This is a genomic window from Azospirillum baldaniorum (assembly GCF_003119195.2).
GTDB lineage: Bacteria > Pseudomonadota > Alphaproteobacteria > Azospirillales > Azospirillaceae > Azospirillum > Azospirillum baldaniorum.
On sequence record NZ_CP022255.1, the window covers coordinates 152,134 to 178,463 of the forward strand.

General features: G+C 69.2%; 20 protein-coding genes and 1 pseudogene. 13 read left to right on the forward strand and 8 right to left on the reverse strand.

Annotated elements, in window-relative coordinates:
• Positions 1 to 594 precede the first annotated feature (594 nt).
• The 6 genes and pseudogenes from Sp245p_RS23100 to Sp245p_RS23125 all read left to right on the forward strand — a co-directional run.
• On the forward strand, positions 595 to 1,542 hold the full coding sequence (locus Sp245p_RS23100; RefSeq protein WP_014199218.1) for a TauD/TfdA dioxygenase family protein: 948 nt from the start codon (positions 595 to 597) through the stop codon (positions 1,540 to 1,542).
• A gap of 99 nt (positions 1,543 to 1,641) precedes the next feature.
• Positions 1,642 to 2,988, forward strand: coding sequence for an ABC transporter substrate-binding protein (locus tag Sp245p_RS23105; RefSeq protein ID WP_014199217.1), 1,347 nt, complete (start codon positions 1,642 to 1,644; stop codon positions 2,986 to 2,988).
• Between the two features lie 28 nt (positions 2,989 to 3,016).
• Positions 3,017 to 3,949, forward strand: a complete 933-nt coding sequence (locus Sp245p_RS23110; protein WP_014199216.1) for a carbohydrate ABC transporter permease — start codon at positions 3,017 to 3,019, stop codon at positions 3,947 to 3,949.
• Positions 3,942 to 4,829, forward strand: a complete 888-nt coding sequence (locus Sp245p_RS23115) for a carbohydrate ABC transporter permease (RefSeq protein ID WP_014199215.1) — start codon at positions 3,942 to 3,944, stop codon at positions 4,827 to 4,829. The genes Sp245p_RS23110 and Sp245p_RS23115 overlap by 8 nt, the downstream gene beginning before the upstream one ends.
• A gap of 13 nt (positions 4,830 to 4,842) precedes the next feature.
• Positions 4,843 to 5,925 (forward strand): ABC transporter ATP-binding protein, encoded by a 1,083-nt coding sequence (locus tag Sp245p_RS23120; protein WP_014199214.1) that lies wholly within the window; start codon positions 4,843 to 4,845, stop codon positions 5,923 to 5,925.
• A gap of 13 nt (positions 5,926 to 5,938) precedes the next feature.
• Positions 5,939 to 6,630 (forward strand): annotated as a pseudogene (locus Sp245p_RS23125) (IS3 family transposase); the annotation flags it as partial.
• Positions 6,631 to 6,723: 93 nt separating this feature from the next.
• Here the strand turns inward: Sp245p_RS23125 and Sp245p_RS23130 are convergent.
• From Sp245p_RS23130 to Sp245p_RS23145, 4 genes are all read right to left on the reverse strand, one after another.
• The gene (locus tag Sp245p_RS23130) at positions 6,724 to 7,845 is read right to left on the reverse strand and encodes an ABC transporter permease (RefSeq protein WP_014199211.1); all 1,122 of its coding nucleotides are present in this window, start codon (positions 7,843 to 7,845) and stop codon (positions 6,724 to 6,726) included.
• 3 nt (positions 7,846 to 7,848) lie between these two features.
• Positions 7,849 to 10,596 carry a ribosome-associated ATPase/putative transporter RbbA gene (gene rbbA / locus Sp245p_RS23135; RefSeq protein ID WP_014199210.1) on the reverse strand — a complete coding sequence of 916 codons (2,748 nt, stop codon included), beginning with the start codon at positions 10,594 to 10,596 and terminating at the stop codon, positions 7,849 to 7,851.
• Complete coding sequence (locus Sp245p_RS23140; protein WP_014199209.1) at positions 10,593 to 11,663, reverse strand: HlyD family secretion protein; 1,071 nt, start codon at positions 11,661 to 11,663, stop codon at positions 10,593 to 10,595. The genes rbbA and Sp245p_RS23140 overlap by 4 nt, the downstream gene beginning before the upstream one ends.
• A gap of 131 nt (positions 11,664 to 11,794) precedes the next feature.
• Positions 11,795 to 12,973, reverse strand: coding sequence for an ROK family transcriptional regulator (locus tag Sp245p_RS23145; RefSeq protein ID WP_014199208.1), 1,179 nt, complete (start codon positions 12,971 to 12,973; stop codon positions 11,795 to 11,797).
• A gap of 189 nt (positions 12,974 to 13,162) precedes the next feature.
• On the opposite strand from Sp245p_RS23145, the gene Sp245p_RS23150 reads away from it, so the two are divergent.
• From Sp245p_RS23150 to xylB, 7 genes are read left to right on the forward strand one after another with little or no spacing between them, the layout of a single operon-like run.
• Positions 13,163 to 14,722, forward strand: a complete 1,560-nt coding sequence (locus tag Sp245p_RS23150) for a sugar ABC transporter ATP-binding protein (protein WP_109138928.1) — start codon at positions 13,163 to 13,165, stop codon at positions 14,720 to 14,722.
• Positions 14,700 to 15,704: an ABC transporter permease gene (locus Sp245p_RS23155; RefSeq protein WP_014199207.1), complete on the forward strand. Its 1,005-nt coding sequence runs from the start codon at positions 14,700 to 14,702 to the stop codon at positions 15,702 to 15,704. The genes Sp245p_RS23150 and Sp245p_RS23155 overlap by 23 nt, the downstream gene beginning before the upstream one ends.
• Positions 15,705 to 15,731: 27 nt before the next feature.
• Positions 15,732 to 16,685: a substrate-binding domain-containing protein gene (locus Sp245p_RS23160; protein ID WP_014199206.1), complete on the forward strand. Its 954-nt coding sequence runs from the start codon at positions 15,732 to 15,734 to the stop codon at positions 16,683 to 16,685.
• 56 nt (positions 16,686 to 16,741) lie between these two features.
• On the forward strand, positions 16,742 to 17,797 hold the full coding sequence (locus tag Sp245p_RS23165; RefSeq protein ID WP_014199205.1) for a sugar phosphate isomerase/epimerase family protein: 1,056 nt from the start codon (positions 16,742 to 16,744) through the stop codon (positions 17,795 to 17,797).
• Between the two features lie 13 nt (positions 17,798 to 17,810).
• Entirely contained in the window at positions 17,811 to 18,986 is a 1,176-nt protein-coding gene (locus Sp245p_RS23170; RefSeq protein WP_014199204.1) for a Gfo/Idh/MocA family protein, read from the forward strand.
• 11 nt (positions 18,987 to 18,997) lie between these two features.
• A complete protein-coding gene (xylA, locus tag Sp245p_RS23175) occupies positions 18,998 to 20,305 on the forward strand; it encodes a xylose isomerase (RefSeq protein WP_014199203.1) in 1,308 nt (435 codons plus the stop codon).
• Between the two features lie 28 nt (positions 20,306 to 20,333).
• Positions 20,334 to 21,809, forward strand: coding sequence for a xylulokinase (xylB, locus tag Sp245p_RS23180; protein WP_109138929.1), 1,476 nt, complete (start codon positions 20,334 to 20,336; stop codon positions 21,807 to 21,809).
• Between the two features lie 58 nt (positions 21,810 to 21,867).
• Here the strand turns inward: xylB and Sp245p_RS23185 are convergent, their stop codons facing one another.
• From Sp245p_RS23185 to Sp245p_RS23200, 4 genes are all read right to left on the reverse strand, one after another.
• Positions 21,868 to 22,758: a LysR family transcriptional regulator gene (locus Sp245p_RS23185; protein ID WP_014199202.1), complete on the reverse strand. Its 891-nt coding sequence runs from the start codon at positions 22,756 to 22,758 to the stop codon at positions 21,868 to 21,870.
• A gap of 112 nt (positions 22,759 to 22,870) precedes the next feature.
• Positions 22,871 to 23,335 (reverse strand): nuclear transport factor 2 family protein, encoded by a 465-nt coding sequence (locus Sp245p_RS23190; protein WP_014199201.1) that lies wholly within the window; start codon positions 23,333 to 23,335, stop codon positions 22,871 to 22,873.
• 47 nt (positions 23,336 to 23,382) lie between these two features.
• Complete coding sequence (locus tag Sp245p_RS23195) at positions 23,383 to 25,455, reverse strand: 2Fe-2S iron-sulfur cluster-binding protein (RefSeq protein ID WP_014199200.1); 2,073 nt, start codon at positions 25,453 to 25,455, stop codon at positions 23,383 to 23,385.
• 57 nt (positions 25,456 to 25,512) lie between these two features.
• Positions 25,513 to 26,127 (reverse strand): glutathione S-transferase family protein, encoded by a 615-nt coding sequence (locus tag Sp245p_RS23200; RefSeq protein ID WP_014199199.1) that lies wholly within the window; start codon positions 26,125 to 26,127, stop codon positions 25,513 to 25,515.
• Positions 26,128 to 26,330 lie beyond the last annotated feature (203 nt).

Genomic DNA, 26,330 nt, shown 5'->3' on the forward strand with positions numbered 1-26,330 from the left:
GCCATTGTCGGTCCGAAGGAGCAAGATGCGCTGTCCACACCGTTCTTCGAGCGTTGGGAAAGGGCACCCCCTGGCCCTCTGGCGCGGCAATGGGTTGGGATAATTCAATAAAAACTATTAATTTCTGTAAAAATATATTTCTTACACAAAAAATTCTCAGGCTGTTGACTCATAGACTACTTATTAAGTAGGTTTATCAGGTCGGCATTAGACACCTCCGGCCGCGGCAATTTGAATCGCAGCTTGCGCCGCGTCATCAACCGCTAAAGCGCCACGATCACGGTCGTGGGTCCTCAAGGGAGTGACCGGACATGCCAATCCCCGCCGATCCCCGCGCCAACCTCCGGCCTTCGGCCGTCTCCTGTCCTGCGGGCATGGGCGGTTGCCGGAACGGCTGTCGGCGCTGCTGATCGCCGCATCGTCTCCACAAACAGTCCCGGATTGTCCAAGCGCCAGTGGCGGAAGGCCGCGCCTTGCCCGCTCGCTCGCCCACGGTCCGACCGGGACCACCGCCACGCGAATGCGGGGCAAGGAAAAACGGCCGGATCGCACAGACAGAAACGCGGCGGCCGGGCTATCGAAAGGGATGACACGATGACCCAGTTTGCATCCGCCGATGCTGTCGGCACCTCCATCGCCCGTCTCGACATTCGTCCCGTCGCGGGGCGCATCGGGGCGGAAATCCATGGCGTCCGGCTGTCCGGCGACCTTCCGCCGGCGGTCCTGCGGGCCATCCGGCAGGCTCTGGGCCGCCACAAGGTGCTGTTCTTCCGCGAGCAGACCCATCTGGACGAGGCCGGGCAGGAGGCGTTCGGTCGCCAGTTCGGCAACCTCGTGCCGCACCCGACCGTGCCATCCCTGGCTGGCACCGCCAACATCCTGGATGTGGACGGCAGCCGGGGCGAGCGCGCCAGCTCCTGGCACACCGACGTGACCTTCGTTCCCGGCTATCCCGCCATTTCCATCCTGCGCAGCGTCACCGCGCCGGAGCGCGGCGGCGACACGCTGTGGGCCAACACGGCCGCCGCCTATGCCGAGCTGTCGCCGCCCCTGCGCGATCTTGCGGACCGGCTGTGGGCGCTGCACTCCAACGTCTACGACTATGTCGGCGACCGTCAGAGCGCGTCGGAACAGGGGCTGCACCGCTACCAGACCGTCTTCACCTCCACCCGCTACGAGACGGAGCACCCACTCGTCCATGTCCATGCGGAAACCGGCGAGCGCTCGCTGATCCTCGGCCATTTCGTGCAGCGGATCGTCGGGTTGCCGAGTACCGATTCCCGCCTGCTGCTGGAGCTGTTCCAGAACCATGTCGTCCGCCCGGAGAATGTGGTGCGCTGGCGCTGGTCCGCGGGGGACGTCGCCGTGTGGGACAACCGGGCGACCCAGCACCGCGCCGTGGATGATTACGACGAGCAGCCGCGCATCGTCCGCCGCGTCACCGTCACCGGGGAACCGCCGGTCGCCGTGGACGGCCGGCGGAGCTTCCTGCGCTCGGTCACGCCGCCGCAGTCCGCCTCCTCGTCCATCGCCGCCGAATAACCGCTTCACCGGAACCCTCTCTCCTCAGGGGAGAGGGGGCTTCGACGCGATGGCTTTCCTTCATCCCATTCTTCGCCGCATTCGATACGGAGCATCTCCATGGCCCTGACGCATGAATTTTCCCGCCGCCGCCTTCTGGCGGGCGCCGCGGCTTTCGGCGGCGGCCTGCTGCTTCCGGGCAAGGCGCCGGCCTATGGCGGGGCGAAGCCATTCTCCGGCGTGACGCTCAACGTTTCCACCTTCAACGCACCGTTTGCCCGTATCCTGACCAAATGGCTGCCGGAGTTCGAGGAGGCGACGGGCGCCAGGGTCGTCTACGACACGCCGGCCTTTCCGGTCTACAACCAGCGCGCCGATCTGGAGCTGTCCACGGGCGGTGCAGCCTACGACGTGCTGAACATCACCTTCATCTATTCCAGCCGCTGGATCGGGGCCGGCTGGTTCACGCCGCTCGACGACTACATCCGCGATGCGAACCGCACGCCCGCCGACTGGGACGTGGAGGATTTCCTGCCGGGCCTGCGGGCGCCGGAAAGCGACAAGGCCGGGCGGCTCTACGGCGTTCCCTGGACCGTGGACACCTTCATCTCCGGGGCGTCGCGCTTCGACCTGTTCAAGAACGCCGGGCTCGGTCTGCCCGACACGACGGACGAACTGGTCACCGCGCTGAAGGCCGTGCACGGGAAGGAGAAGGTGGCGGGATTCGTCACCGACAACCACTATGGCTGGACCTTCGTGCCCTTCCTCCAGGCCTTCGGCGGCAACGTCTTCCGCAACCCGCCCGATGATCTGACACCGGTGCTCGACACGCCGGAAGTGGTCGCCGCCGCGGAGTATTTCGCGCGGATTCTGAAGGAGTTCGGCCCCAACGGCGTGCTCTCCTACACGGAGGACCAGGCGCTCCAGGCGCTGCAGAACGGGCGGGCCAACTATTCGGCGATCGGACAGACCTACCTGTCGCAGGTCGGCGGGCCGAACAGCAAGACGGCCTCGACCGTCGCGTACAGCCCGGTGGTGCGTGGCCCCGCCGGACGCTTTCCCGGCGTCGCCACCCACGGGCTGGGCATTCCGGCGGCCTCGAAGAACAAGGACGCCGCCTGGGCCTTCATCCAATGGGCGCTGTCCAAGAAGAACACCCGCCGCGCCATCGTGGAGGAGCGCTACGCCTCGCCCACCCGCCGCTCGGACTTCGAATCCGCGGAGTTCAAGCGGATCGCCACGGTGAACGGCTACGACCTGTCGGAGATCATCGCCTCCGCCGTCGATCTGGCGGCCAGGCAGGGGCACATGAAGTACCGCACGGTGCCGGTCTATCCGCAGGTGGACCAGCAGTTGAACAAGGCCATCGCCAACATCGTCTCCGGCCAGCTGTCGCCGAAGCAGGCCATCGAGCAGGCGCAGGCCGGGTCGATCACCGACCTGCGGCGCGCCGGCGTCGCCATCTGACGGGCGGCATGCGGGGGAGGGCGTGGCCATGGCCTTTCTGAATCCGGCGCGACCGAAGGCGGAGCGGGCACCCGCCGGCTGGGAACAGACCCGTCGCCGCGCCTATCTGGCGGGGCTTCTGCCGGCGCTGGTCGTGCTGGGGGGCATCACGCTGCTGCCGGGGCTGTTCCTGCTGGGGGTCAGCCTGACCCCGCTCAGCCTCGTCAACCCCGGCACGGTGTTCGATTTCTCCGATCCGCTCGGCAATTACCGCGAACTGCTGCGGGACGCGCGGTTCCACAACTCGGTCCTGCTGCAACTCCACCTGTCGGCGACCAGCGTCGGGCTGCAACTGGCGGCGGGGTTGGGGGTGGCCCTGCTGCTGAACGTCCGCGCGCGTTTCTTCGAGGCGATCCGCGCCGCCTTCCTGATCCCGATGGTGCTGCCGCCCATCGTGGTCGCGCTGATCTGGAAGATCCTCTACACGCCGGACGTCAGCCCGCTGCACCGGCTGCTGGAGGAGGCGGGGTTGCCGGTCGACTCCCTGATCACCGATCCGACGCTGGCGATCTGGGCCATCGCGGTGGCCGAGACGTGGCAGTGGTTTCCCTTCACCATGCTGATGGTGCTGGCGACGCTGCAGCTGATCCCGGACGAGCCTTTGGAGGCGGCGCGGATCGACGGGGCCAACCGCCGGCAGGTGTTCCGCCACATCATCCTGGCCTATCTGCGCCCGGCGCTGGTCGTCTGCGGCCTGTTCCGGCTGATCGACAGCCTGAAGGCCTTTCCGCTGATCTACGTCCTGACCAACGGCGGGCCGGGCACCGCGACGGAGGTCACCAATTATTACGGCTTCATCGAGGCGTTCAATTTCTCCTATTGGGGCTACGCCAGCGCCATTGCCGTCCTGATGCTGGGCGGCGTCTTCGCGGTGAGCTGGCTGGTGGGCCGCCTGGGATGGAACGAGGTGCACCATGACTGACGCGACGCGGGCCGCCGCGGCTCCCCTTCCCGCCCGGATCGCGGCATGGCCCGGACGGGTGCGGCCGCTGCGCTGGCGGCGGCACCGCATCGGCCTGCATGCGGCGGCGCTGGCGCTGCTGCTGCTGGTTCTGTTCCCCTTCGCCTGGATGGTCCAGATGGCGTTGCGCCCCGCCGACGCGGTGCTGGACGACGCGGTCCTCTTCCTGCCGACGCTGGAGAATTTTGTGGCGCTCTGGCAAGGGCATTTCCCGAAATCCTTCCTGAACAGCGTGCTGGTCAGCAGCCTGTCCACCGCGGCGTCCCTGGCCTTGGGCGTGCCGGCGGCCTATGTGCTGACCCGCTGGCGTTTCCGGGCGCGGCGGCGGGTGGCGCTGTGGATTCTCGCGACGCGCATGGCTCCGCCCATCGCCCTGACGATCCCCTTCTTCCTGGCCTACCGCTGGGTGGGCTTGCAGGATTCGGTGGTCGGGCTGGCGCTGATCTACATGACCTTCAACATCTCCATCGTCGTCTGGTTCATGCAGACCTTCTTCGCGGCCATTCCCCGCTCGCTGGAGGAGGCCGCCTGGATCGACGGCTGCGGCGTGTGGCAGGCGTTCCGGCGGGTCACGCTGCCGCTGGCGGCGCCCGGTCTGGCGGCGACGGCGGTGTTCTGCTTCATCTTCTCCTGGAACGACTTCTTTTTCGCGCTGATCTTGACGCGCACCAACGCCGTCACCGCCCCGGTCGCCATCACCAACTTCCTCCAGTACGAGGGGTGGGAGTGGGGCAAGATCGCCGCCGCCGGCACGCTCGTGATGCTGCCGGTGCTGGCCTTCACGCTGCTGGTCCGCAAATACCTCGTCCGCGGGCTGACCGCGGGCGGCCTGAAGGATTGAGGAGGGAAACGCCATGGCGTCCGTGATCATCCGGGACCTCCGCAAGTCCTACGGCGGCACGCCGGTGCTCCACGGCGTGTCGGTCGACATCGCCGACGGGGAGTTCGTGGCGCTGGTCGGGCCGAGCGGCTGCGGCAAGTCCACGTTGCTGCGCATGATCGCCGGGCTGGAGGAGGCCGGCGAGGGCGAGATCCGCATCGGCGGACGCCTCGTCAACGACGTGCCGCCGAAGGATCGGGATATCGCGATGGTGTTCCAGAACTACGCGCTCTATCCCCACATGACGGTGGCGCAGAATCTCGGCTTCGCTTTGACGCTGAAGGACGTGGACCGGGGGGAGATCGCGGCGCGGGTGGCGCGCGCGGCGGAGGTGCTGGGCCTGTCGGCCCTGCTCGACCGCCGGCCCGGCCAACTGTCGGGCGGGCAGCGGCAGCGCGTCGCCATGGGCCGGGCCATCGTGCGCGATCCCCGGCTGTTCCTGTTCGACGAGCCGCTGTCCAACCTGGATGCCAAGCTGCGCGTGCAGATGCGGGCGGAGATCAAGGCCCTTCACCAGCGCCTGCGGACCAGCGCCATCTACGTCACCCATGACCAGATCGAGGCGATGACCATGGCCGACCGCATCGTCGTGATGCGCGACGGGCGGGTGGAGCAGGCGGGGGCGCCGCTGGACCTCTACGACCGCCCGGCCAACCGCTTCGTCGCCGGTTTCATCGGGTCACCGGCCATGAATTTCCTTACGGGGCGGATCGCGGTGAACGGCCGCGCCTCCTTCCGGCTGGACGGCGGGCCGGACCTGCCGCTGTCCGCGGTTCCGCTAGAGGCGGACGGGCGCCCGGCGGTGCTGGGTCTGCGCCCGGAGCACGCCCTCATCGACCCGGAGGAGGGCGTCCCGCTTCACGTCGCGGTGGTCGAGCCGACCGGTTCCGAAACGCAGGTGGTGGGGCAGCTTGCCGGGCAACCCTTCGTCGGAGTGTTCCGTGAGCGCGTGGCCGCGCGTCCCGGCGACATCCTGCCGTTGCGCCTGCCGGCCGCCTCCGCCCACCTGTTCGACGCCGGTGAAGGGCGGAGGCTGGTGTGGGATGGGGCGTCATGACGCTCACCGTTCCTCACAAGGCCCGCCCTCGCATGGCCCGCATCAGACGCTGATCAACGCTTGGAAGAAGCAGGCGATCGAGGGGATGGCCGGGGTGTTCTCCGGCAAGGCGGGAGCCGCCGAATCCAACCAGCATGGCGAGGAGGAGAAGCTGCACGCCATGATCGGCCAGTTGGTCGTGGAGCGGGATTTTTTGCAAGGCCTCCGGTCGATGAGCGTCGGCGCGGAGGCGGGAGCTGATCGAACCGGAGCATCCGCGGCTTCCTGTACTTGGTCGCCGTGATGGACTGGGCGACACGCAAGGTCCTGATCTGGCGGCTGTCGAACACCATGGACGTCGAGTTCTGCCTGGGGGCGGTGGAGGAGGCGATGGCGCGGCACGGCCGGCCGGACATCTTCGACACCGATCAGGGCAGCCACTTCACCAGCCCGCGCTTCACCGGTCTCTTGACCGCGACCGGCATTCGGGTGTCGATGGACGGCCAGGGCCGCTGGATGGACAACGTGTTCATCGAACGGCTCTGGCGATCGCTGAAGTACGAATGCGTCTACCTCCACGCCTTCGAAACGGGCAGCGAGACCAGGGCCGGGATCGGCCGGTGGATCGATTACCACAACGCCGACCGCCCGCACTCAGCGCTCGGCGGCAAAACCCCGGACGAGGTCCATCAGGGCACACCCAACCGGATCAGATTGGCGGCGTGACACGAACCTGAACCAAGCTTGTTCCAGCCGCCAAACTGTCCGGGTAATTGGGAACACGTCAGTCGGGGCCGGCGGTGGCTCATGATATCGGGCTCATGACATCTGGTTGATGGCCTTGCGGAACCGTGCCAGCGACAGGCTGAACAAGGCCGCGCCGATCCCGAGAAGCGCGAGGAACTGCGGCCATACCACGTCGAGGCCGGCGCCGCGGTACAGGATGGCCTGGGCCAGCGTGACGAAGTGCGTCGTCGGCGCGGCGAGCATCACGTCCTGGACGAGGGTGGGCATGCTTTCGCGCGGCGTCATCCCTCCCGACAGCATCTGCAGCGGCACCATCACCAGGATCAGCAGCATGCCGAACTGCGGCATGCTGCGGGCCACTGTCCCCAGGAAGATGCCCATCGACGTGGTGGCGAACAGGTGCAGGGCGGCGCCGGCCAGGAACAGGGCGACGGAGCCGCCGATGGGAACCGCCAGCAGTCCCTGGACGACGAAGACCAGCGAGACGGCGCAGGCGACGAGCACGACCAGGGCCATCGACCAGATCTTGCCGACCATGATCTCGACGGGCGTGACCGGCATCACCAGCAGATGCTCGATGGTGCCGTGCTCGCGCTCCCGGATCAGGGCGGCGCCGGTCAGGATGATCGACAGCATCGTGACCTGGTTGATCACCTCGATCACCGATCCGAACCAGCCCTTGTTCATCTCGGGATTGAAGCGGACCCGCAGGGCGAGGTCGACCGGAAGGGCCTGTTCCCCGCGGTAGCGTTGCACGAAGGCGCCGACCTCCCCGCTGACGATCTGCTGGATGTAGCCGCTCCCGGAAAAGGCCTGGGTCATCCGGGTCGCATCGACGTTGAGCTGGATCGCCGGCTGGCGCCCGGCGAGGACGTCGCGCTGGAAATTGGGCGGAATGTCGAGCGCGAAGGTGTCGAGCCCGGCGTCCATGCGGGCGTCCATCTCGGCGGGCGTGATCAGGACTGGTGGCAGGAAGAAGGGCGGGTAGAAAGCGCCGACGATGCGGGCCGACAGGGGCGAGCGATCCTCGTCGACGATGGCGATCGCCGCCTTGTTCAGCGTCTCCGGGATGGCGGTGGCCGCCGTGTAGATCGCGAGGGTGAAGGAGTAGACGATGAGGGCCAGAAGCATCGGGTCGCGGGCGAGGCTGCGCAGTTCCTTGATGCCGAGGTTCAGGACGTTGGACGCCTGCATCGCTCAGGTCTCCTGCTTCTTCAACAGCAGCGCGCTCGCGCCGATCAGGACCGGCACGGCGATCAGCAGCGCGACGAAGGCGGCGTGCAGATCCCCGAAGCCCAGGGCCTTGGAGAAGACGCCCCGCGACATGGTCAGGAAATGGGTGGTCGGGTAGACCTCCCCGATGAGCGCCGCGGCGCCCCCCAGGGACGAGACCGGATCGATCATGCCGGAATACTGGGTCGCCGGGATCAGCGTCGCGATGGTGGTGCCGAAGACGGCGGCGATCTGGCTGCGCATGAAGCTGGACATCAGGAGCCCCATGGCCGTCGCCGCGATGGTGTAGAGCACGGCGCCGGCGGACAGGGCCAGCAGATTCCCGGTCAGCGGCACGCCGAAGACGGTGACCGCCATCGCCACCATGAGAAGGAAGTTGAGCATGGCCAGCCCGACATAGGGCAGTTGCTTGCCGAGCAGGAACTCCAGCCTGGTGACCGGCGTGACGTAGAGGTTGATGATCGAACCGAGTTCCTTCTCGCGCACGACGCTGAGCGCGGCCAGCATCGCCGGGATCAGCAGCAGCAGGATCGGGATGACCGCCGGCACGATGGCCTTCAGGCTCTCGACGTCCGGGTTGTAGCGGAAGCGGGTCTCGATGGTGGCGAGGCTGGGCGTGTTGGTTTGGGAGGCCAGCCATTGGCTGTGCATGCCCTGCACGTACCCGTTGACCGTCTCGGCGCGCGTCGGCATGGAACCATCGATCCACGCCCCGATCTGGACTTGGCGCCCGCGGGCGACGTCGCGCCCGAAGCCCGGCGGGATTTCCAGCGCCAGGGAGAGGGCCCCCGCCCGCATGCGCCGGTCGAGATCCTCGTAGTCGATGATCGGCGCCCGTTCGACGAAGTAGCGGGAGCCCGCGAGGTTGAGCGTGTAATCGCGGCTGATCGTCGTCTGGTCCCGGTCCAGGACCGCGAAGGACAGATCCTCGACATCCATGTTGATGCCGTAGCCCATGATGACCATCAGCAGGAGGCTGCCGACCAGGGCGAGCGTTGCGCGGATGGGATCACGCCGCAACTCCAGCGCCTCCAGGAGCGAGTAGCTGAGCATGCGCCGCGGGTTGAAGAATCGGCTTTCCGCGCGTTCGCCGAGAGGGGTGGCGACCGACGGGACCTGTCGGCGACCGTCAGGCGCCGCCGCATCGCTTTCCCGGCGCGCCGCCACGGCCTCCTCCAGATAACCGATGAAGGCCTCCTCCAGCGTCGCGGTGCCGCGCTTCGCGACGAGCGCCGCCGGCGTGTCGCTGACCAGCACGCGGCCGGCGTGCATCAGCGAGATGCGGTCGCAGCGTTCGGCCTCGTTCATGAAATGCGTCGAGATGAAGATCGTCACCCCATCCCGGCGCGCCAGCCCGATCATGATCTCCCAAAACGCGTCGCGCGCGATCGGATCGACGCCCGACGTCGGCTCGTCCAGGATCAGCATGGCGGGCTCATGGACCATCGCGACGGCGAGGGACAGGCGTTGGCGCTGGCCGAGCGGCAGCCGGTCCGGCAACGCTTCCATCGCGTCGGCGAGGCCGAAGCGCTCCGCCACCGCCGCGACCCGGCGGGGCAGGACGTCCTCGGGCACCTGGAACAGGCGGGCGTGCAACTCCAGGTTCTGCCGGATCGTCAGCTCCGAATAGAGCGAGAAGGACTGGGACATGTAGCCGACGCGCCGCCGGGTCTCGATGTTGCCGGCGTCCACCGGCTGCCCGAACAGCCGGGCCTCGCCCTCGCTCGGCTGGAGCAGGCCGGTTAGCATTTTCATCGTCGTCGTCTTGCCGCAGCCGTTGGAGCCGAGAAAGCCGAAGATCTCGCCGCGCGGTATGCGGAAGCTGACATGGTCGACCGCCACGAAATCGCCGAAGCGCATGGTCAGGCCCTTGGCCTCGATGGCGATGTCGCTTGCGTCCCCCGTGCGCGGCACGATCGCGACGGCCTTGTGGCCGCGGCGCTTCTCCTCGGGCATCAGCGCGACGAAGGCCTCCTCCAGCGTCGCGGTCCCGGTGCGGTCCAGCAGGTCCCGCGGGCTGCCGGTGGCCAGCACGCGTCCCTCGTCCATGGCGACGAGCCAGTCGAAGCGCGCCGCCTCCTCCATGTAGGCGGTGGCCACCACCACGCTCATGCCGGGACGGTCCGCCCGGATGCGGTCGATCAGTTCCCAGAACTGCCGCCGCGAAAGCGGGTCCACACCCGTGGTCGGCTCGTCGAGGATCAGCAGGTCCGGATCGTGGATGAGCGCGCAGCACAGACCGAGCTTCTGCTTCATGCCGCCGGACAGCTTGCCGGCCGGCCGGTCGAGGAACGGCGCCAGACCGGTGCTTTGCGTCAGGTCGGCGATGCGGCGCTGGCGCTCGGCCCGGCCCTGGCCGAACAGCCGTCCGAAGAAATCGAGATTCTCGGCGATCGACAGCGTCGGGTAGAGGGTCTTGCCGAGGCCCTGAGGCATGTAGGCGATGCGGGGGCACACGGCGCGGCGGTGGCGCGCCTCGGCCATGCTGCCGCCCAGCACCTCGACCGTTCCTTCCTGCAGGGCGCGCGCGCCCGACATCAGCGACAGCAGGCTCGACTTGCCGACGCCATCGGGGCCGATCAGGCCCGAGACGCGCCCCGCCGGAACGTCCAGGCTGACCCCGTCAATGGCCCGGATCTTTTTGTACACCAGACGAACGTCCCGCAGGCGCGCGACGGGTGATGCGGCGGAGCGGTCGGCGGCACCGCTCATGGCACGAGGTTTTGCAGATTGGCCGGCCATTCGGTGTCCGGATCGATCCGCACATAGGCCACCCCCGGCAATCCGGTCTTCACGTCGCGGATGTATTTCTTGAGCAGCGGAGGGGGGATCTGGGCCTTGATCCGGAACATCAGCTTCTGGCGTTCGCTGGCCGTCTCCACGGTCTTCGGCGTGAACTGGGCGACGTCGGCCACGAAGGTGGCCTTGGCGGGAATGACGTATTGCGGGAAGGCGTCGAGGGCGATGCGCACCTCGGTCCCGATCCTCACCCGTCCGGCGGCTTCCGTCGGCAGGAAGAAGGTCATGTAGACGTCGCTGAGATCGACCATGTTCAGCACCCGGCCACCGGCGCCGAGCACCTCCCCCGGCTGCGCCACCCGGAACTGCACACGGCCGTCGCGCGGCGAGCGGAGCGTGCTGTCCCGGATGTCGGCCTGGATGCGTTCGATGGTCGCCGCGGCGGCGTCGACCGCCGCCCTGGCGTTGACGACCTGGGCCTCGGCGGTGGCGATGGCGGCGTCGGCCGCGGCGACCTGGGCCTTGGCCGCGCTGACCGCGGCGTTCGCGCTTTCGAAGCGGGCGCGGTCGGTGTCGAGCACCTGCCGCGACGTCGTGCCCCGCGCCTCCAACTCCTCGGATCGGGCGAGCTGCTTCTGGGCGACGTCCCGCTCAGCCTCGCGCTGGGCGACCAGGGAGAGCGCCGACTGCCGCTCGGCCTGGCGCTGGAGCACCTGATGGCGGGCGGTTTCGACGCCGATGACCGCCTGCTGCTTCTGCGCCTCGGCCTGCTTGGCCTGGGCCTTGAGAACGTCGGTGTCCATCCGGGCGAGCACCTGCCCGGCGGTGACGAAATCGCCCTCATCGACCAGGATGTCCTCGACCCGTCCGGCGGTTTTCGTGGCGATATCGATTTCGACCGCCTCGATCCGGCCGTTGCCGCTGGCCAGCCCGGCGGGCAGTCCTTTGGGCTGCAGAAACAGCCATACCCCATACAGGACCACGACGATGGACAGCGCGGCTGCGGCTTTGAGCAGCCACCGGCTTGGCTTCCTCATCATCCACCAATCCATTCGCTTGCAGGCAACGCCTTCAAGGCAATCCAGCCTATCAGACCGTCGGCGCAACGCCACCGGCTTTCTCAGCTTGAGGTGGAGTGCTTTTTGCCGCACTGGCGCGATCGCGCATGGTCTTACAGGATCGGGCTCGGCACCGAGAGAAAGCCATCCATGGCCAGCGCGATTCCCCCCATGGGAACGGCGTCCGGGCCGAGCGGCGAGACGAGAAGCCGCAGGTCGCGGCGCAACGGTTCCAGCGCGTGCTCGCCGAGGGCGGCGTTCAGCGCCGGAAGAATGAACTCCGCGACGATCGCCAGGTTGCCGCCCAGCACCACCAAGCCCGGATTCGCCAGATTGACCAGATGCGACAGCGCGAAACCGAGGTGTGAACCCGCCTCCTCCAGCAAAGTCCGCACGACCGGATCGCCGTCGCGCGCCGCGGCGGCGGCGGCCCAGAGGTCGGGCAGGGCGCGCCCACGCTCGGCGGCCTGGGCGAGGATCGAGGTTTCGGAGACGTAGGTCTCCAGGCATCCCCGCTTGCCGCAGCCGCAGGCGCGGCCGCCCGGCACGATGGTCAAATGCCCGATCTCCCCGGCGAAGCCCTGCGCGCCGCGGTACAGCCGCCCGCCGAAGAACAGCCCGCCGCCGACGCCCGAATGGCCGGTCAGATAGACGAAGTCCTCCACTCCCCGGCAGGCGCCGAACAGCCGCTCGGCCATGGCGGCGGCCTTGGTGTCGTTGTCGACATGGACCGGCGCGCCCAGCGCCTCCTCCAGCAGCGGGCGGATCGGCGTGTCGCGCCAGCCCAGGTTGGGCGCCAGGACGAGCCGGCCCTCGCGGTCCATCAGCGCCGGAATGCCGACGCCGATGCCGCACAAGGGCGGCGTTGCGGCTCCGCCCTCCGGCCGGCTCGCCGCGACGACCGCGTCAATCCCCTCGTGCAGGTGGCGCAGCGCCGTGGCGAGGTCGGTGCTGCCGGGGATCTGCGACTGCTCCACCACCGTGCCGGCCAGCGTGGTGGAGACGATGCGGATCGTTCCCGGCTCCAGCCGGGCGCCCACCAGCAGGCCGGCGGACGGGGCGATGCCGAGCGCCGTCTCCGGCCGGCCGATGCGGCGCGCGCGCGGCGCCTCGGTCCGCTCGACCAGCCCCTCCTCGATCATCTGCGCCACGATGGCCGAGGTCGTCGCCTTGTCCAGGCCGGTCAGCCGGCTGAGGTCGCGCTGCGCGCAGCGCGGATTCTCCCGCAGCGCGTGGAAGACGCGGACCATGTTGAGGCGGCGGATCGCGGCCGAGTTGACCCTTGGCAGCATGCGGATTCCTGTCTCGCGCGTCTGGCGGCAATCGTCGGGCGCTGGGCGGGGCATACACCGAAAAGGTGGGGAATGTCGCCCCGACATGGCTTGACGCGGGCTGATTCGAATCATACGCTTCCATTTGTTAGACCGTCTATCTAATTCGCGGCCACACGAGAAGCCGCAATCCAGGGAGGGGGCGACCCCATGGCCGAGCCGCTTTTGGCAGCGTTCGGCGTCACGAAGAGCTTTGGGCCCGTCGAGGTCCTCCATGGCGTGGATTTCACCGTCCAGCGCGGTGAGGTGCACGCCCTGGTCGGCGAGAACGGGGCCGGCAAATCGACGCTGATGAAGATCCTGTCCGGCTTTCACCAGCCGACCTCGGGCGCCGTGCGCGTGGATGGACGGCCGATGAGCTTCTCCGGCATCGGCGCGGCCGAGGCGGCGGGCGTCGTGCTGATCCACCAGGAATTCAACCTCGCCGAACATCTGACGGTCGAGGAGAACATCTTTCTCGGGCGCGAGCTGCGGCGCGGCCCGTTCCTCGACAAGCGCGCCATGCGCGAGCGGTCCCGCGCCGTCCTGGCGGAGCTGGAATGCCCGGTGGACCCCCGCGCGCGGGTGCGCGACCTCGCCGTGTCGGAGCGGCAGATGGTCGAGATCGCCAAGGCGATGTCGCGCGAGGTCCGCGTCCTCATCATGGACGAGCCCACGGCGGTTCTGACCGGCACCGAGTCCGCCGTGCTGTTCGGCCTGATCCGCCGGCTGCGCGACCAGGGGGTGGGGGTCGTCTACACCTCGCACAAGCTGGACGAGGTGCGGGCCATCACCGACCGGGTCACCGTTCTGCGCGACGGCCATCACATCGCCACCCGCCCGACCGACGAACTGACGGAGGACGGCATCGCCCAGCTCATGGTCGGGCGGGCGATCAGCGACCTGTTCCCGGCCAAGACGCCGCTGGCGCCGGACGCGCCGGTGGTGCTGGAGGCGCGGGGGATCGACGTTCCCGGCTGGGTGCGGGGCGCCGGCTTCGACCTGCGCCGCGGCGAGATCCTGGGCTTCGCCGGGCTGATCGGCGCCGGGCGGACGGAACTGGCCGAGGGGCTGCTCGGCCTGCGCCGCCGCACCGCCGGCACGCTGTCCCGCAACGGGGAGCCGCTGCGCGTCCGCCGCCTGGAGGACGCGGTGGCGGCCGGCATCGCCTACCTGACCGAGGACCGCAAGGGCAAGGGCCTGCTGCTCGCCAAGGGTTTGCAGCCAAACCTGACGCTGCTGGCGCTGGACCGCTACGGCCGGGTCTTCGTGGACGAACGGCGGGAGGCCGCGGCGCTGGAGCGCGCGGTGACGGAGTTCGACATCCGCGTCCGGACGCTGGACGTGCCGGTCGGCAGCCTGAGCGGCGGCAACCAGCAGAAGCTGCTGCTCGCCAAGACGATGCAGGTCGATCCGGAGATCCTGATCGTGGACGAGCCGACGCGCGGCATCGACATCGGGACCAAGCAGCAGATCTACCAGTTCCTGCACGACTTCGCCCGCCGGGGCGGGTCGGTGATCCTCATCTCCTCGGAAATGCCCGAGATCATCGGGCTGTCACACCGGGTGGTGGTCATGCGCTCCGGCGTGGTGACCGGCATCCTGGAGGGTGACGAGGTCGAGGAAAGCGAGATCGTCCGCTACGCCACTGGCCTGAAGGGCCACACGGTCGATGGCCTGAAAGGCTTCACACCAAAAGGAGACGCGCATGACGCCGTCGGTCATGCCTGAGGCCACGCGGAAGCCCTCCTCCGGCTTCGATCTGAAACTCTACGGGCCGTTCCTGGCGCTGGCCGCGCTGATCGTGCTGGGCACCATCGTCAACCCGGTGTTCCTCAGCCCCGGCAACATCGGCAATGTGCTGACCCGCACCGCCTTCATCGGCATCATCGCGGTGGGGGCCACCTTCGTCATCACCGCCGGCGGGATCGACCTGTCGGTCGGCTCGTTGGCCGCCTTCGCGTCGGGCGTCATGATCGTGGTGATGAACGCGCTGGTCGGCTCCATGGGCGCCGGACTGCCGGTCATCCTGATCGGCGTCCTGGTGGCGCTGGGGCTCGGGCTGGTGGCGGGGCTGGTCAACGGGCTGCTGGTGACCAAGGGGAGAATGGAGGCGTTCATCGTCACGCTGGGGACCATGGGCATCTTCCGATCCCTGGTCACCTACATCGCCGACGGCGGCACGCTGTCGTTGAATTCGGAGATCCGCACGATCTACCGGCCCGTCTATTACGGCGGGGTCTTCGGCATCTCCTACCCGATCCTGGCCTTCGCGGTGGTGGCGCTGATCGGCGCGCTGATCATGTACCGCACGCGCTTCGGCCGCTACTGCGCCGCCATCGGCTCCAGCGAGGACGTGGCGCGCTATTCGGCGATCAACGTGGACCGGGTCAAGCTGCTGGCCTTCGTGCTGCAGGGCATCTGCGTCGCCATCGCGGTGGTGATCTACGTGCCGCGGCTGGGCTCGGCCTCGGCCACCACGGGCCTGCTGTGGGAACTGGAGGCCATCGCCGCCGTCATCATCGGCGGCACCATGCTGAAGGGCGGTTACGGCCGCATCTGGGGGACGGTGGTGGGCGCCGTCATGCTCACGCTGATCGACAACATCCTCAACCTGACCGGCGCCATCAGCGTCTACCTGAACGGCACCATCCAGGGGGTAATCATCATCGTCGCGGTGCTCCTGCAACGGGGGACCGTGGCGCGTCGCTGAAAAAACACGAAGAGGGAGGAATCGACCATGACGTTCCGTTTCGGTCTGGCCGCGGCGCTGGCCGCGGGCCTGATGGTGGCGCCGGTCACCGGCTGGGCGCAGCAGAAGATCAAGATGGGCGTGTCCATCCCCGCCGCGACGCACGGCTGGGCCGGCGGCCTCAACTGGCACGCCCAGCAGGCCGAGAAGCGGCTGGAAAAGCAGTACCCGAACCTCGACGTGGTGATCGTCACCGCCCGTGACGTCGGCCGTCAGGCCAACGACCTGGAGGATCTGGTCTCGGTGCAGCGGATCGACGCGCTGGTCATCCTGCCCTTCGAATCCGCGCCGATGACCGACCCCGTGCGCGCGGTCAAGCAGGCCGGCAAGTTCGTCACGGTGGTGGACCGCGGCCTGACCGACCCGTCGATCCAGGATCTCTATGTCGCCGGCAACAACCCGCAGATGGGCGAGGTCTCCGCCCGGTTCATGAAGGAGAAGATGGGCGGCAAGGGCGACATCGTGGTGCTGCGCGGCATCCCGACCGTGATCGACAACCAGCGCGTCGACGCCTTCATGAAGGAGATCGAGGGCACCCAGATCAAGGTGCTGGGCATGCAGTACGCCAACTGGAACCGTGATGACGGCTTCAAGGTGATGCAGGACTTCCTGTCCCGCTTCCCGAAGATCGACGCGGTGTGGGCGCAGGACGACGACATCGCGCTGGGCGTCATCGAGGCCGTCAAGCAGGCCGGCCGCGAGAAGGAGATGTTCATCCTCGGCGGCGCCGGCATGAAGGACATGATCAAGCGCGTCATGGACAAGGACGTGCTGGTCCCCGCCGACGTCCTCTACCCGCCCGCGATGATCGCCGAGGCCATGGAGATCACCGCCAAGCATCTGGTGGAAAAGGCGCCGATCCAGAAGGAATACATCATCGAGGCGACGCTGGTGACCCCGGAGAACGCCGCGAAATACTACTACCCGGACTCGCCGTTCTGATTTTCCGGCCCGAAGACGACCCGAAGGCCCGAAGACGACCCGAAGGGAGGAGCATCATGAAGACGATCAAGGGGCCGGCGATCTTCCTCGCGCAGTTCGCGGGGGACGCGGCGCCGTTCAACAGCCTTCCGGCCATCGGCGCCTGGGCCGCCGGGCTGGGCTTCAAGGGCGTGCAGATTCCGTCCTGGGACGGCCGCCTGTTCGACCTCGCCCGGGCCGCCGAGAGCAAGGGCTATTGCGACGAGGTGAAGGGCGTGCTGGCCGAGGCCGGCGTGCAGATCACCGAGCTGTCCACCCATCTCCAGGGGCAGCTCGTCGCCGTGCACCCGGCCTATGACGAGGCGTTCGACGGTTTCGCCGCACCCGAAGTGCGCGGCAACCCGAAGGCCCGGCAGGAATGGGCGGTCAACCAGCTGCTGATGGCGGCCAAGGCCTCGGCCAACCTGGGGCTGACGGCGCACGTCACCTTCTCCGGCGCGCTGGCCTGGCCCTACGTCTACCCCTGGCCGCAGCGCCCGGCGGGGCTGATCGAAACCGCCTTCGACGAGCTGGCGCGGCGCTGGCGGCCGATCCTCGACGCCTTCGACGCGGCGGGGGTGGACCTCTGCTACGAGATCCATCCCGGCGAGGACCTGTTCGACGGAGCGACCTTCGAGATGTTCCTGGAGCGCGTCGGCAACCACCCGCGCTGCAACATCCTCTACGACCCCAGCCACTTCGTGCTGCAGCAGCTCGACTATCTCGGCTACATCGACGTCTATCACGAGCGGATCAAGATGTTCCACGTCAAGGACGCGGAGTTCAACCCGTCCCCGCGCCAAGGCGTCTATTCCGGCTACCAGCCCTGGATCGGCCGGGCCGGGCGCTTCCGCTCGCTCGGCGACGGGCAGGTCGATTTCGGCGGCATCTTCTCCAAGCTGACCCAGTACGGCTTCGACGGCTGGGCGGTGCTGGAGTGGGAATGCGCCATGAAGCACCCCGAGCAGGGGGCCGCCGAAGGCGCGCGGTTCATCGACGCGCACATCATCCGGGTGACCGAGAAGGCCTTCGACGACTTCGCCGGGGCCGGCACCGACGAGGCCGCCAACCGGCGCATGCTCGGCATCGGCTGAGCGGGAGGAGATCATGACCATCGAAGGGAAGACGGCCTCCGGGCCGAACCGCCGGCTGCGCCTGGGCATGGTCGGCGGCGGGCGGGGCGCCTTCATCGGGGCGGTGCACCGCATCGCCGCCCGCCTCGACGACCGTTACGAGCTGCGGGCCGGGGCGCTGTCCTCCGACCCGGAGCGGGCACGGGTCAGCGGCGCCGACCTGTTCCTGCCGCCGGAGCGCTGCTACGCCAGCTTTGCCGAGATGGCGCGGGCCGAGGCGGCGCGCGACGACGGCATCGACGTGGTCAGCATCGTGACGCCCAACCACCTGCACCACGACGCCGCCAAGGCGTTCCTGGAGGCGGGCATCCACGTCATCTGCGACAAGCCGCTGACCACCACGGTGGAGGACGCGGAGGATCTGGCGGCGGCGGTGGAGCGCAGCGGCCTCGTCTTCGCGCTGACCCACAACTACACCGGCTACCCGATGGTGCGGCAGGCCCGCGCCATGGTGGCGGCCGGTGACCTGGGCGCCCTCCGCGTCGTGCAGGTCGAATACCCGCAGGACTGGCTGAGCACCCGGCTGGAGGAAAGCGGGCAGAAGCAGGCGCAATGGCGGACCGACCCGGCGCGCAGCGGCATCGCCGGCTGCGTCGGTGATATCGGCACCCACGCCTTCCAACTGGCGGAGTTCGTCACCGGCCTGCGCTGCACGCGGCTCGCCGCCGATCTGACCGCCTTCGTGGAGGGCCGCCGGCTCGACGACAACGCGCACATGATGCTGCGCTTCGGCAACGGCGCGCGCGGCATGCTGTGGGCCAGCCAGGTGGCGCCCGGCCACGAGAACGGGCTGCGCCTGCGCGTCTACGGCGACAAGGGCGGGCTGGAGTGGTTCCAGGAGCAACCGAACCACCTGCGCTTCAGCCCGCTCGGCGAGCCGCCGCGCACCATCACGCGCGGCGGCCCCGGATCGGATGGGGCGGCGGCGCACGCCACGCGCATCCCGTCGGGCCATCCCGAAGGCTATCTGGAAGGCTTCGCCCAGATCTACCGCGACGCCGCAGACCTGATCGTCGCCCGCATGGGCGGTGCCGCCGCCGGTGCACCGGCGGCGCTCGTCCCCACCGTCCGGGACGGCGTGCGCGGCGTGCGCTTCATCCACGCCGCCGTGGAGTCGAGCCGCCGGGACGCCGCCTGGGTCGAGCTTTGAAAGGATTTGCCATGACCGAAGCCTATTTCACCGGCGTCGAGCGCATCCGTTACGAAGGACCGGACAGCGACACCCCGCTCGCCTACCGCTGGTACGACCCCGACCGCATGGTCCTGGGCCGGCGGATGGCCGACCACCTGCGCGTCGCCGTCTGCTACTGGCACAGCTTCTGCTGGCCCGGTTCCGATCCCTTCGGCGGCGGCACGCTGGACCGGCCCTGGATGCGCGCCGGCGATCCGGTGGCGCTGGCCGAGGCGAAGATGGACGTGGCGTTCGAGCTGTTCGGGAAGCTCGGCGTGCCCTTCTTCACCTTCCACGACCGCGACGTGGCGCCCGAGATGGGCTCGCTGCGGGAAACGCAGGCGACCTTCGCCCGCCTGACCGAGCGGTTGCAGGGCTGCATCGAGCGCAGCGGCGTCAAACTGCTGTGGGGCACCGCCAACCTGTTCTCGCACCCCCGATACATGGCCGGCGCGGCCACCAACCCCGACCCGGAGGTCTTCGCCTGCGCGGCGGCGCAGGTGCGCGACGCGCTGGAGGCGACGCACCGGCTGGGCGGCGTCAATTACGTGCTGTGGGGCGGGCGCGAGGGCTACGACACGCTGCTCAACACCGACATGGCGCGCGAGCTGGACCAGCTCGGCCGCTTCCTGACGATGGTGGTCGAACACAAGCACAAGATCGGCTTCACCGGCACCATCCTGATTGAGCCCAAGCCCATGGAGCCGACCAAGCACCAGTACGACCACGACGTGGCGACGGTCTACGGCTTCCTGAAGCGCTACGGGCTGGAAAAGGAGGTCGCCGTCAACATCGAGGTCAACCACGCCACGCTGGCCGGCCACAGCTTCGAGCATGAGGTGGCGACGGCGCTGGCGCTGGGCGTCTTCGGCTCCATCGACATGAACCGGGGCGACCCGCAGAACGGCTGGGACACCGACCAGTTCCCCAACGACCATGTGGAGCTGGCGCTGCCCATGGCGCGCATCCTGGAGTCCGGCGGCTTCACCACCGGCGGCTTCAACTTCGACGCCAAGATCCGGCGCCAGAGCGTCGAGCCGGACGACCTGCTGCACGCCCATGTCGGCGGCATCGACACGCTGGCCCGCGCGCTGCTTGCCGGGGCGCGCCTCGTCGAAGACGGCCGGCTGCGCAGCCTGCGCGCGGAGCGCTACGCCGGTTGGAAGGGCGATCTCGGGCAAAAGCTCCTTGGCGGGCTGGATCTCGCCGGAGCGGCGGACGCCGGCCTTGGCTTCGATCCCCGGCCGCGGTCGGGCCGGCAGGAGATGTTGGAGAATCTGGTGAACCGCCTCGTCTGAGGCCGCTGGCTGATTGGGGGGAGGGTCCATGTATCTCGGCATCGACCTGGGGACGTCCGGCGTCAAGGCGGTGCTGGTCGACGCGGCGCAACGCTGCGTCGGCCAGTCCACCGCGCCGCTGGAGGTCAGCCGCCCGCACCCGCTGTGGTCGGAGCAGGACCCGAAGGACTGGTGGGCCGCCACCGGGCGCGCCGTCGCCGGACTGCGCGCCGCGCATCCCGACGCGATGGGGGCGGTGCGGGGGATCGGCCTGTCGGGGCAGATGCACGGGGCGACCCTGCTCGACCGGCAGGACCGCGTGCTGCGCCCGGCCATCCTGTGGAACGACGGGCGCAGCGGTGCCGAATGCGCGGAGCTGGAGCGCCGCGCCCCCACCCTGCGCGCCATCGCCGGCAACCGCGCCATGCCCGGCTTCACCGCGCCCAAGCTGCTGTGGGTCGCGGCGCACGAGCCGGACCTGTTCAAGGCGGTCACCAAGGTGCTGCTGCCCAAGGACTGGCTGCGCCTGCGCATGACCGGCGACCACGCCTCGGACTTGTCGGATTCCGCCGGCACGCTGTGGCTGGACGTCGGCCGGCGCGCGTGGTCGGACGAGCTGCTGGCTGCCACGGGGCTCGGCGAGGCGCACATGCCGCGGCTGTACGAAGGGTGCCAGCCCACCGGCACGCTGCGGGCGGAGGTCGTCACCGACTGGGGCGTTCCGCCGGGAACTGTGGTGGCGGCCGGGGCCGGGGACAACGCCGCCGGTGCCGTGGGGGTCGGGGTGGTGGCGCCGGGCAGCGCCTTCCTGTCGCTGGGCACCTCGGGCGTGCTGTTCGTCAGCAGCAACCGCTTCGCGCCCAACCCGGAACGCGGGGTGCACGCCTTCTGCCACGCCCTGACCGGCCGCTGGCACCAGATGTCGGTGATGCTGAGCGCGGCGAGCTGCCTGTCCTTCGCCGCCCGTCTGACCGGCGCCGCGGACGAGGCGGCGCTGCTGCGCGAGGCCGAAGCGTATGGCGGCGACCCCGGCGCGCTGGTCTTCCTGCCCTACCTGTCGGGGGAGCGCACGCCGCACAACGACCCTCACGCCAAGGGTGTCTTCTTCGGCCTGACCCACGACACCGACCGCGGGGCGCTCGTCCGCGCGGTGCTGGAGGGGGTGACCTTCGCCTTTGCCGACGGGCTGGAGGCACTGGAGGAGGCCGGCGGGCGCGTCGAGCGCTTCCTGGTGATCGGCGGCGGCGCGCGCAGCGCCCTGTGGGGCCGCATTCTGGCCAGCGCGCTCGGCCGGCCGCTCGACTACCCGGCGGGGGGAGAGGTCGGCCCGGCCTTCGGGGCGGCCCGTCTGGCGCGCCTCGCGGTGACGGGCGAGGAACCGGAAACCGTGTGCCAGCCCTTGGAGATCCGCCACACCGTGGAGCCGGACCCGGCCCTCGCCGCCGCCCTGGCGCCACGCCGCCGCCTGTTCCGCCGCCTGTACGGCGATCTAAAATCGGCCTTTCGCGAGGCCGACGGGGCGTGACCCACGCCCATGCGGGCGTCTTCCCGACGACTTTCGAAGGGCGGGCCTTCTCCGGGGTTTAATTGAGGAAGCGGTTTTCGCGCAGGCGGGCCACGGCGAGGTCCACGAAAGCCCTCACCTTGGCCGGCGCGTGGCGCCCCTCGGGGTGGAGGACGTGGATGGGCAGGGGCGGTTCCTCATGGTCGGCGAGCACGATCCGAAGCTCGCCGGCCAGCAGGGCCGGGCCGATCTGGTAATGGAGCACCCGGGTGAGGCCCCAGCCCGCCTTGGCGGTCGCGATCACCGCCTCGTTGGTGTTGCATTGCAGGACCGGGTCGATGGTCACCCGCTGGTCCCGCGCGAACCGCCACTCCGGCGACGCCCAGGCGCCGGTCGACACGGCGATGCGGTGGTGCTTGAGGTCGGCCGGCGTCTGCGGGACGCCGTGGCGTTCGAAATAGGCCGGGGCGCCGCAGACCACGCGCCGGACCGTGCCGACCCGGATGGCGGTGAGCCCGGAATCTGGCAGGTGGCCGATGCGCACGGCGACGTCGATGCCTTCCTCCACGATGTTCACCGGGCGGTCGACGAAGAAGGTCTGCGCGCGCATGCCGGGGTAACGGTCCAGATACTCGGTCACGATCGGCAGCACATGCATCGGCCCGAACAGCGCGGAGGCGGTAACGGCGAGCGTCCCGGTCGGGGTGGCGTAGATGCCGCCCGCCGCAGCTTCCGCCTCCGTGATGTCCGAGAGAATGCGGCGGCAGTCCTCGAGGTAGCGCGCCCCGGCTTCGGTGACCTTCACCGAGCGGGTGGTGCGCACAAACAGGCGGGCGCCGATCAACTCCTCGAGGGCCGCTACGGCGCGCGTCACCGCGGGCGCGCTCAGACGCAGGTGGCGGGCGGCTTCGGCGAAGCTCTCCGTTTCCGCGACCTTCACGAAGATCCGCATCGCCTGCAACCGGTCCATGCGCGCCCCCGTTTCGCCGCGTCCCCGTCACAGTCTGTGGCCGAAGAGGCTTCGGATAGCAACCTCCGCCTCCGCCGCCGCGCCAAAAGCCGCCTCGTTGGAAGCCGCCGGGTCAGAAGCCGAAATGGCTGAGGCCCGGATGGTCGTCCGGACGGCGGCCCAGCGGCCAGTGGAACTTGCGCTCGGCCTCGGCGATCGGGTGCTCGTTGATGCTGGCGTGGCGGACGCGCATCAGCCCATCCTCGGCGAACTCCCAGTTCTCGTTGCCGTAGGCGCGGAACCACTGGCCGCTGTCGTCGTGGTACTCGTAGGCGTAGCGCACGGCGATGCGGTTGCCGCCGAACGCCCACAGCTCCTTGATCAGCCGGTAGTCCAACTCGCGGTTCCACTTGCGGGTCAGGAAGGCTTCGACCTCGGCGCGGCCGTTGGCGAACTCCGCGCGGTTCCGCCAGCGCGTGTCGGTGGTGTAGGCCAGCGCGACCTTGGCGGGGTCGCGGCTGTTCCAGCCGTCTTCCGCCAGACGGACCTTTTCGATGGCGGATTCTTCGCTGAAGGGGGGCAGAGGGGGACGGGACATGGCGAACTCCTGTCGTTTCGCGGGGGAGGGGAGGGGTGAAGGGCGGGTCAGAGCGCGAGCTGAAGGGGAGCGTCCTCGCCTGTCTCCGCTTCGGCGGGGACGGCGCAGCACAGCAGCACCTCGTCGGCAGCGACCGCCGCGCTCGGCTCCTTGACGTAGGTCACCGCGCCCTTGAGCAGCTTGGTGCGGCAGGTCCCGCAGGTGCCCTCGCGGCAACTGAAGGCGGGATCGAGGCCACGCGCTTCGGCCAGTTCGAGCAGCGTGCCGGAGCCGGGTGTCCAGCGCGCCTCCTTGAGCGTGTTCATGAAGGCGACCGGCACCGGCTTGGTCGAGGGCGACCGGCGCGCCGGTGCGGCGGCGGTTTCCATGGTCTGACCCGTCCGCTTCAGGGACGACGGCCCGAACGCTTCGGCGTGAATCCGGCTGTCGGCGATGTTGAGGCCGCGCAGGCCGTCGTAGAGCGCCTGGGTGAAGGCGGGCGGCCCGCAGAGGTAGAAGTCGTAATCGTTGAAGCCGAGGATTCGCGTCAGCAGCGCCATGTCGATGCGGCCCACCGCGTCGTAATCGACGCCCGGTGCGGCCTCGCCGGGGTCGCTGAGAACGCGGACGAGCCGGACGTCGCCGTTCGCCGCCGTGACGAGGTCGGTGATTTCCCGGTCGAACGGGCGCTCCGCTTTGGAGCGCGCGGCGTGGACCAGGATCGTCGGGCGGATGCGCTGCGTGCGCAGCCCTTCATAGACGACATGGCGCAGCATGGCGAGCAGCGGCGTGATGCCGACGCCGCCGGCGAGCAGCACCGCCGGCCGCGCCGCGCGGGCGTCGATGGTGAAGCCGCCCGCCGGCCCGCGCGCCTCGATGACGTCGCCGACCCGGACATGGTCGTGCAGATGCCGCGACACCAGCCCCTCGCGCTTGACGCTGATGCGGTAGGCCCCGTCCGACGGGGCGACCGAGAGTGTGTAGGTCCGGACGACCGGCTTCTCGGCCCCCGCCGGGGTGACGCGGATGGGCAGATGCTGGCCGGCCAGATGCGGCAGCAACCCCGCGCCGTCGTTCGGCCGCAGATGGAAGGAGCGGATGGTGGCGCTTTCCTCCACGATGTCCGTCACCGTCATCGGCCGCCAGCGCGTCGCCGTTTCCTCCGCGCGCAGCCGGTCGGCGGCTTGGCCCCAGTCGCCGGTCATCAGCGAGCTGGGGGACCAGCCATCCGCCCGCAGCGTCCAGCGCAGGGCCAGGGCGCCGCGTCGGCGGACGACCCTGCGCGCCTTGAACGTCCACAGCCGCTCGGCGCCCTGGAAGGCGGCGATTTCCGGCGAGTCCAGGACCAAAGCGGCGTCGCCGGTCATCTGCAGCAGATCACCGCTGGCGAAATCGACGAAGAGCAGCCCCGCCTTCCCATTGAGCAGGATGTTGCCGAGCGTGGCGAAGAAGAGGTTGCCGTCGAAGTCGGGAATGGTGAGCGTGCCGTCCCCGGCCACGCGGACGAACCCGGTCTTGCCGCCGCGATGCGACACGTCGACCTGCCGATGGTCGCCACGGTCGGCGTAGGAGGCGACGAAGAAGGCATCCGCCGCTTCGATCACCGCCCGTGCCGCCGGATCGAGGGCCGTCAACTCCTCGACGGCGCCGGCGAAGGGCTGGGCGGGGTCGCGGGCCAGCGTGGCGTCGCGCAGCTGGATGTAGCGGGGGCAGTTGCCGAAGCTCTGGTCGACCGCGACGCGGAAGCCCTCGGGCGTCGCCGTGACGACGCCGTTCATGCGGTTGCGCCGCCGCGTGTTCATCTCGATGCCGAGGAGGCCGACCGGCGCCCCATCGGTCAGGCCGGCCGCTGCGGGATCGCCGGCGTTCGGGCGCGCGGCGATGTCGAGGGCGGTTGGGGACGGCGAGGACAGGAAGCCGGGCCGGCCTTCCAGCACGGTCGCCCAGGCATCGCCGTCCGGGTCGGCGCTGCCGATCACGAGGAAAGGGAGCTGGGCGTAGAAGTCGCGGTGCTGGTCGGGCATGAAGTCGCGGATGACCCGCTGCCCCACCATCGCCATCCGCTCGGCGACGCCGACCTTCTCCTGCAGGAACGTCTCGCCCTCATGCCAGATCGGCAGCGTCTTCGCGGTCTCGCCCATGTCCCGTCTCCCCGGTGAAAGAAGCGGGCGCGCTGGTGCGCGCGCCCAGGCGGCGCGTCACGCGGCGGTGAGCCCCGCCGGAGTCTGGGCGAAGGGGACGAAGCCCGGCAGACCCTCGACCCGGCGGAGGAAGGCGTTGACGGCCGGGTAGCCCGACAGATCGACGTTGCCCTCCGGAGCGCGGGCGACGTAGCTGTAGATGGCGACGTCGGCGATCGTCGGCTGGAGGCCGACCAGCCAGTCGCGGCCGGACAGGTGGCTGTCGAGCCGCTTCAGCAGGGTGTGCGCGCGGCCGATGACCTCGTCGGGATTGAAGCCCGCACCGAACACCGTGACCAGCCGCGCCGCCGCCGGACCGTAGGCGACCTCGCCGGCCGCGACCGACAGCCAGCGCTGGACGGCCGCCGCATTCCGCGCGTCCTCGGGCAGCCAGTCGCTGCGGCCGGCCTTCTTCGCCAGATAGACCAGGATGGCGTTCGAGTCTGAGACGACCACACCGTCGTCGTCCAGCACGGGGACCTGACCGAACGGGTTCAGCGCCAGGAATTCGGGGGTCTTGTGCGCGCCCGCCTTCAGGTCGACCTCGACCAACTCGTGCGGCAGTCCGAGCAGGGACACGAACAGGCGGGCGCGGTGCGCGTGGCCCGACAGCGGGTGATGATAGAGCTTCATGACTGACTCCTGCGGTGCTGGCCGGGACCATCCCGATCCGCACACCGAGAGTGCGCCCGTCAGCCGATCACGGGAATGACCCGGTTTGGCAGTTCATCATTACAGCCAGTGCAATAATGCCGGTTGGAGAGGGGCGTTTGGGGGGAGAGCGTTAGGCGTTCCCTCTCCCCTTGGGGAGAGGGTTAGGGTGAGGGGGTTGTGCG

Coding starts and splice junctions, on each gene's coding strand:
- Sp245p_RS23100 (WP_014199218.1), top strand. CDS start 595: ATGACCCAGTTTGCATCCGCCGATGCTGTCGGCACCTCCATCGCCCGT.
- Sp245p_RS23105 (WP_014199217.1), top strand. CDS start 1,642: ATGGCCCTGACGCATGAATTTTCCCGCCGCCGCCTTCTGGCGGGCGCC.
- Sp245p_RS23110 (WP_014199216.1), top strand. CDS start 3,017: ATGGCCTTTCTGAATCCGGCGCGACCGAAGGCGGAGCGGGCACCCGCC.
- Sp245p_RS23115 (WP_014199215.1), top strand. CDS start 3,942: ATGACTGACGCGACGCGGGCCGCCGCGGCTCCCCTTCCCGCCCGGATC.
- Sp245p_RS23120 (WP_014199214.1), top strand. CDS start 4,843: ATGGCGTCCGTGATCATCCGGGACCTCCGCAAGTCCTACGGCGGCACG.
- Sp245p_RS23130 (WP_014199211.1), bottom strand. CDS start 7,845: ATGCAGGCGTCCAACGTCCTGAACCTCGGCATCAAGGAACTGCGCAGC.
- rbbA (WP_014199210.1), bottom strand. CDS start 10,596: ATGAGCGGTGCCGCCGACCGCTCCGCCGCATCACCCGTCGCGCGCCTG.
- Sp245p_RS23140 (WP_014199209.1), bottom strand. CDS start 11,663: ATGATGAGGAAGCCAAGCCGGTGGCTGCTCAAAGCCGCAGCCGCGCTG.
- Sp245p_RS23145 (WP_014199208.1), bottom strand. CDS start 12,973: ATGCTGCCAAGGGTCAACTCGGCCGCGATCCGCCGCCTCAACATGGTC.
- Sp245p_RS23150 (WP_109138928.1), top strand. CDS start 13,163: ATGGCCGAGCCGCTTTTGGCAGCGTTCGGCGTCACGAAGAGCTTTGGG.
- Sp245p_RS23155 (WP_014199207.1), top strand. CDS start 14,700: ATGACGCCGTCGGTCATGCCTGAGGCCACGCGGAAGCCCTCCTCCGGC.
- Sp245p_RS23160 (WP_014199206.1), top strand. CDS start 15,732: ATGACGTTCCGTTTCGGTCTGGCCGCGGCGCTGGCCGCGGGCCTGATG.
- Sp245p_RS23165 (WP_014199205.1), top strand. CDS start 16,742: ATGAAGACGATCAAGGGGCCGGCGATCTTCCTCGCGCAGTTCGCGGGG.
- Sp245p_RS23170 (WP_014199204.1), top strand. CDS start 17,811: ATGACCATCGAAGGGAAGACGGCCTCCGGGCCGAACCGCCGGCTGCGC.
- xylA (WP_014199203.1), top strand. CDS start 18,998: ATGACCGAAGCCTATTTCACCGGCGTCGAGCGCATCCGTTACGAAGGA.
- xylB (WP_109138929.1), top strand. CDS start 20,334: ATGTATCTCGGCATCGACCTGGGGACGTCCGGCGTCAAGGCGGTGCTG.
- Sp245p_RS23185 (WP_014199202.1), bottom strand. CDS start 22,758: ATGGACCGGTTGCAGGCGATGCGGATCTTCGTGAAGGTCGCGGAAACG.
- Sp245p_RS23190 (WP_014199201.1), bottom strand. CDS start 23,335: ATGTCCCGTCCCCCTCTGCCCCCCTTCAGCGAAGAATCCGCCATCGAA.
- Sp245p_RS23195 (WP_014199200.1), bottom strand. CDS start 25,455: ATGGGCGAGACCGCGAAGACGCTGCCGATCTGGCATGAGGGCGAGACG.
- Sp245p_RS23200 (WP_014199199.1), bottom strand. CDS start 26,127: ATGAAGCTCTATCATCACCCGCTGTCGGGCCACGCGCACCGCGCCCGC.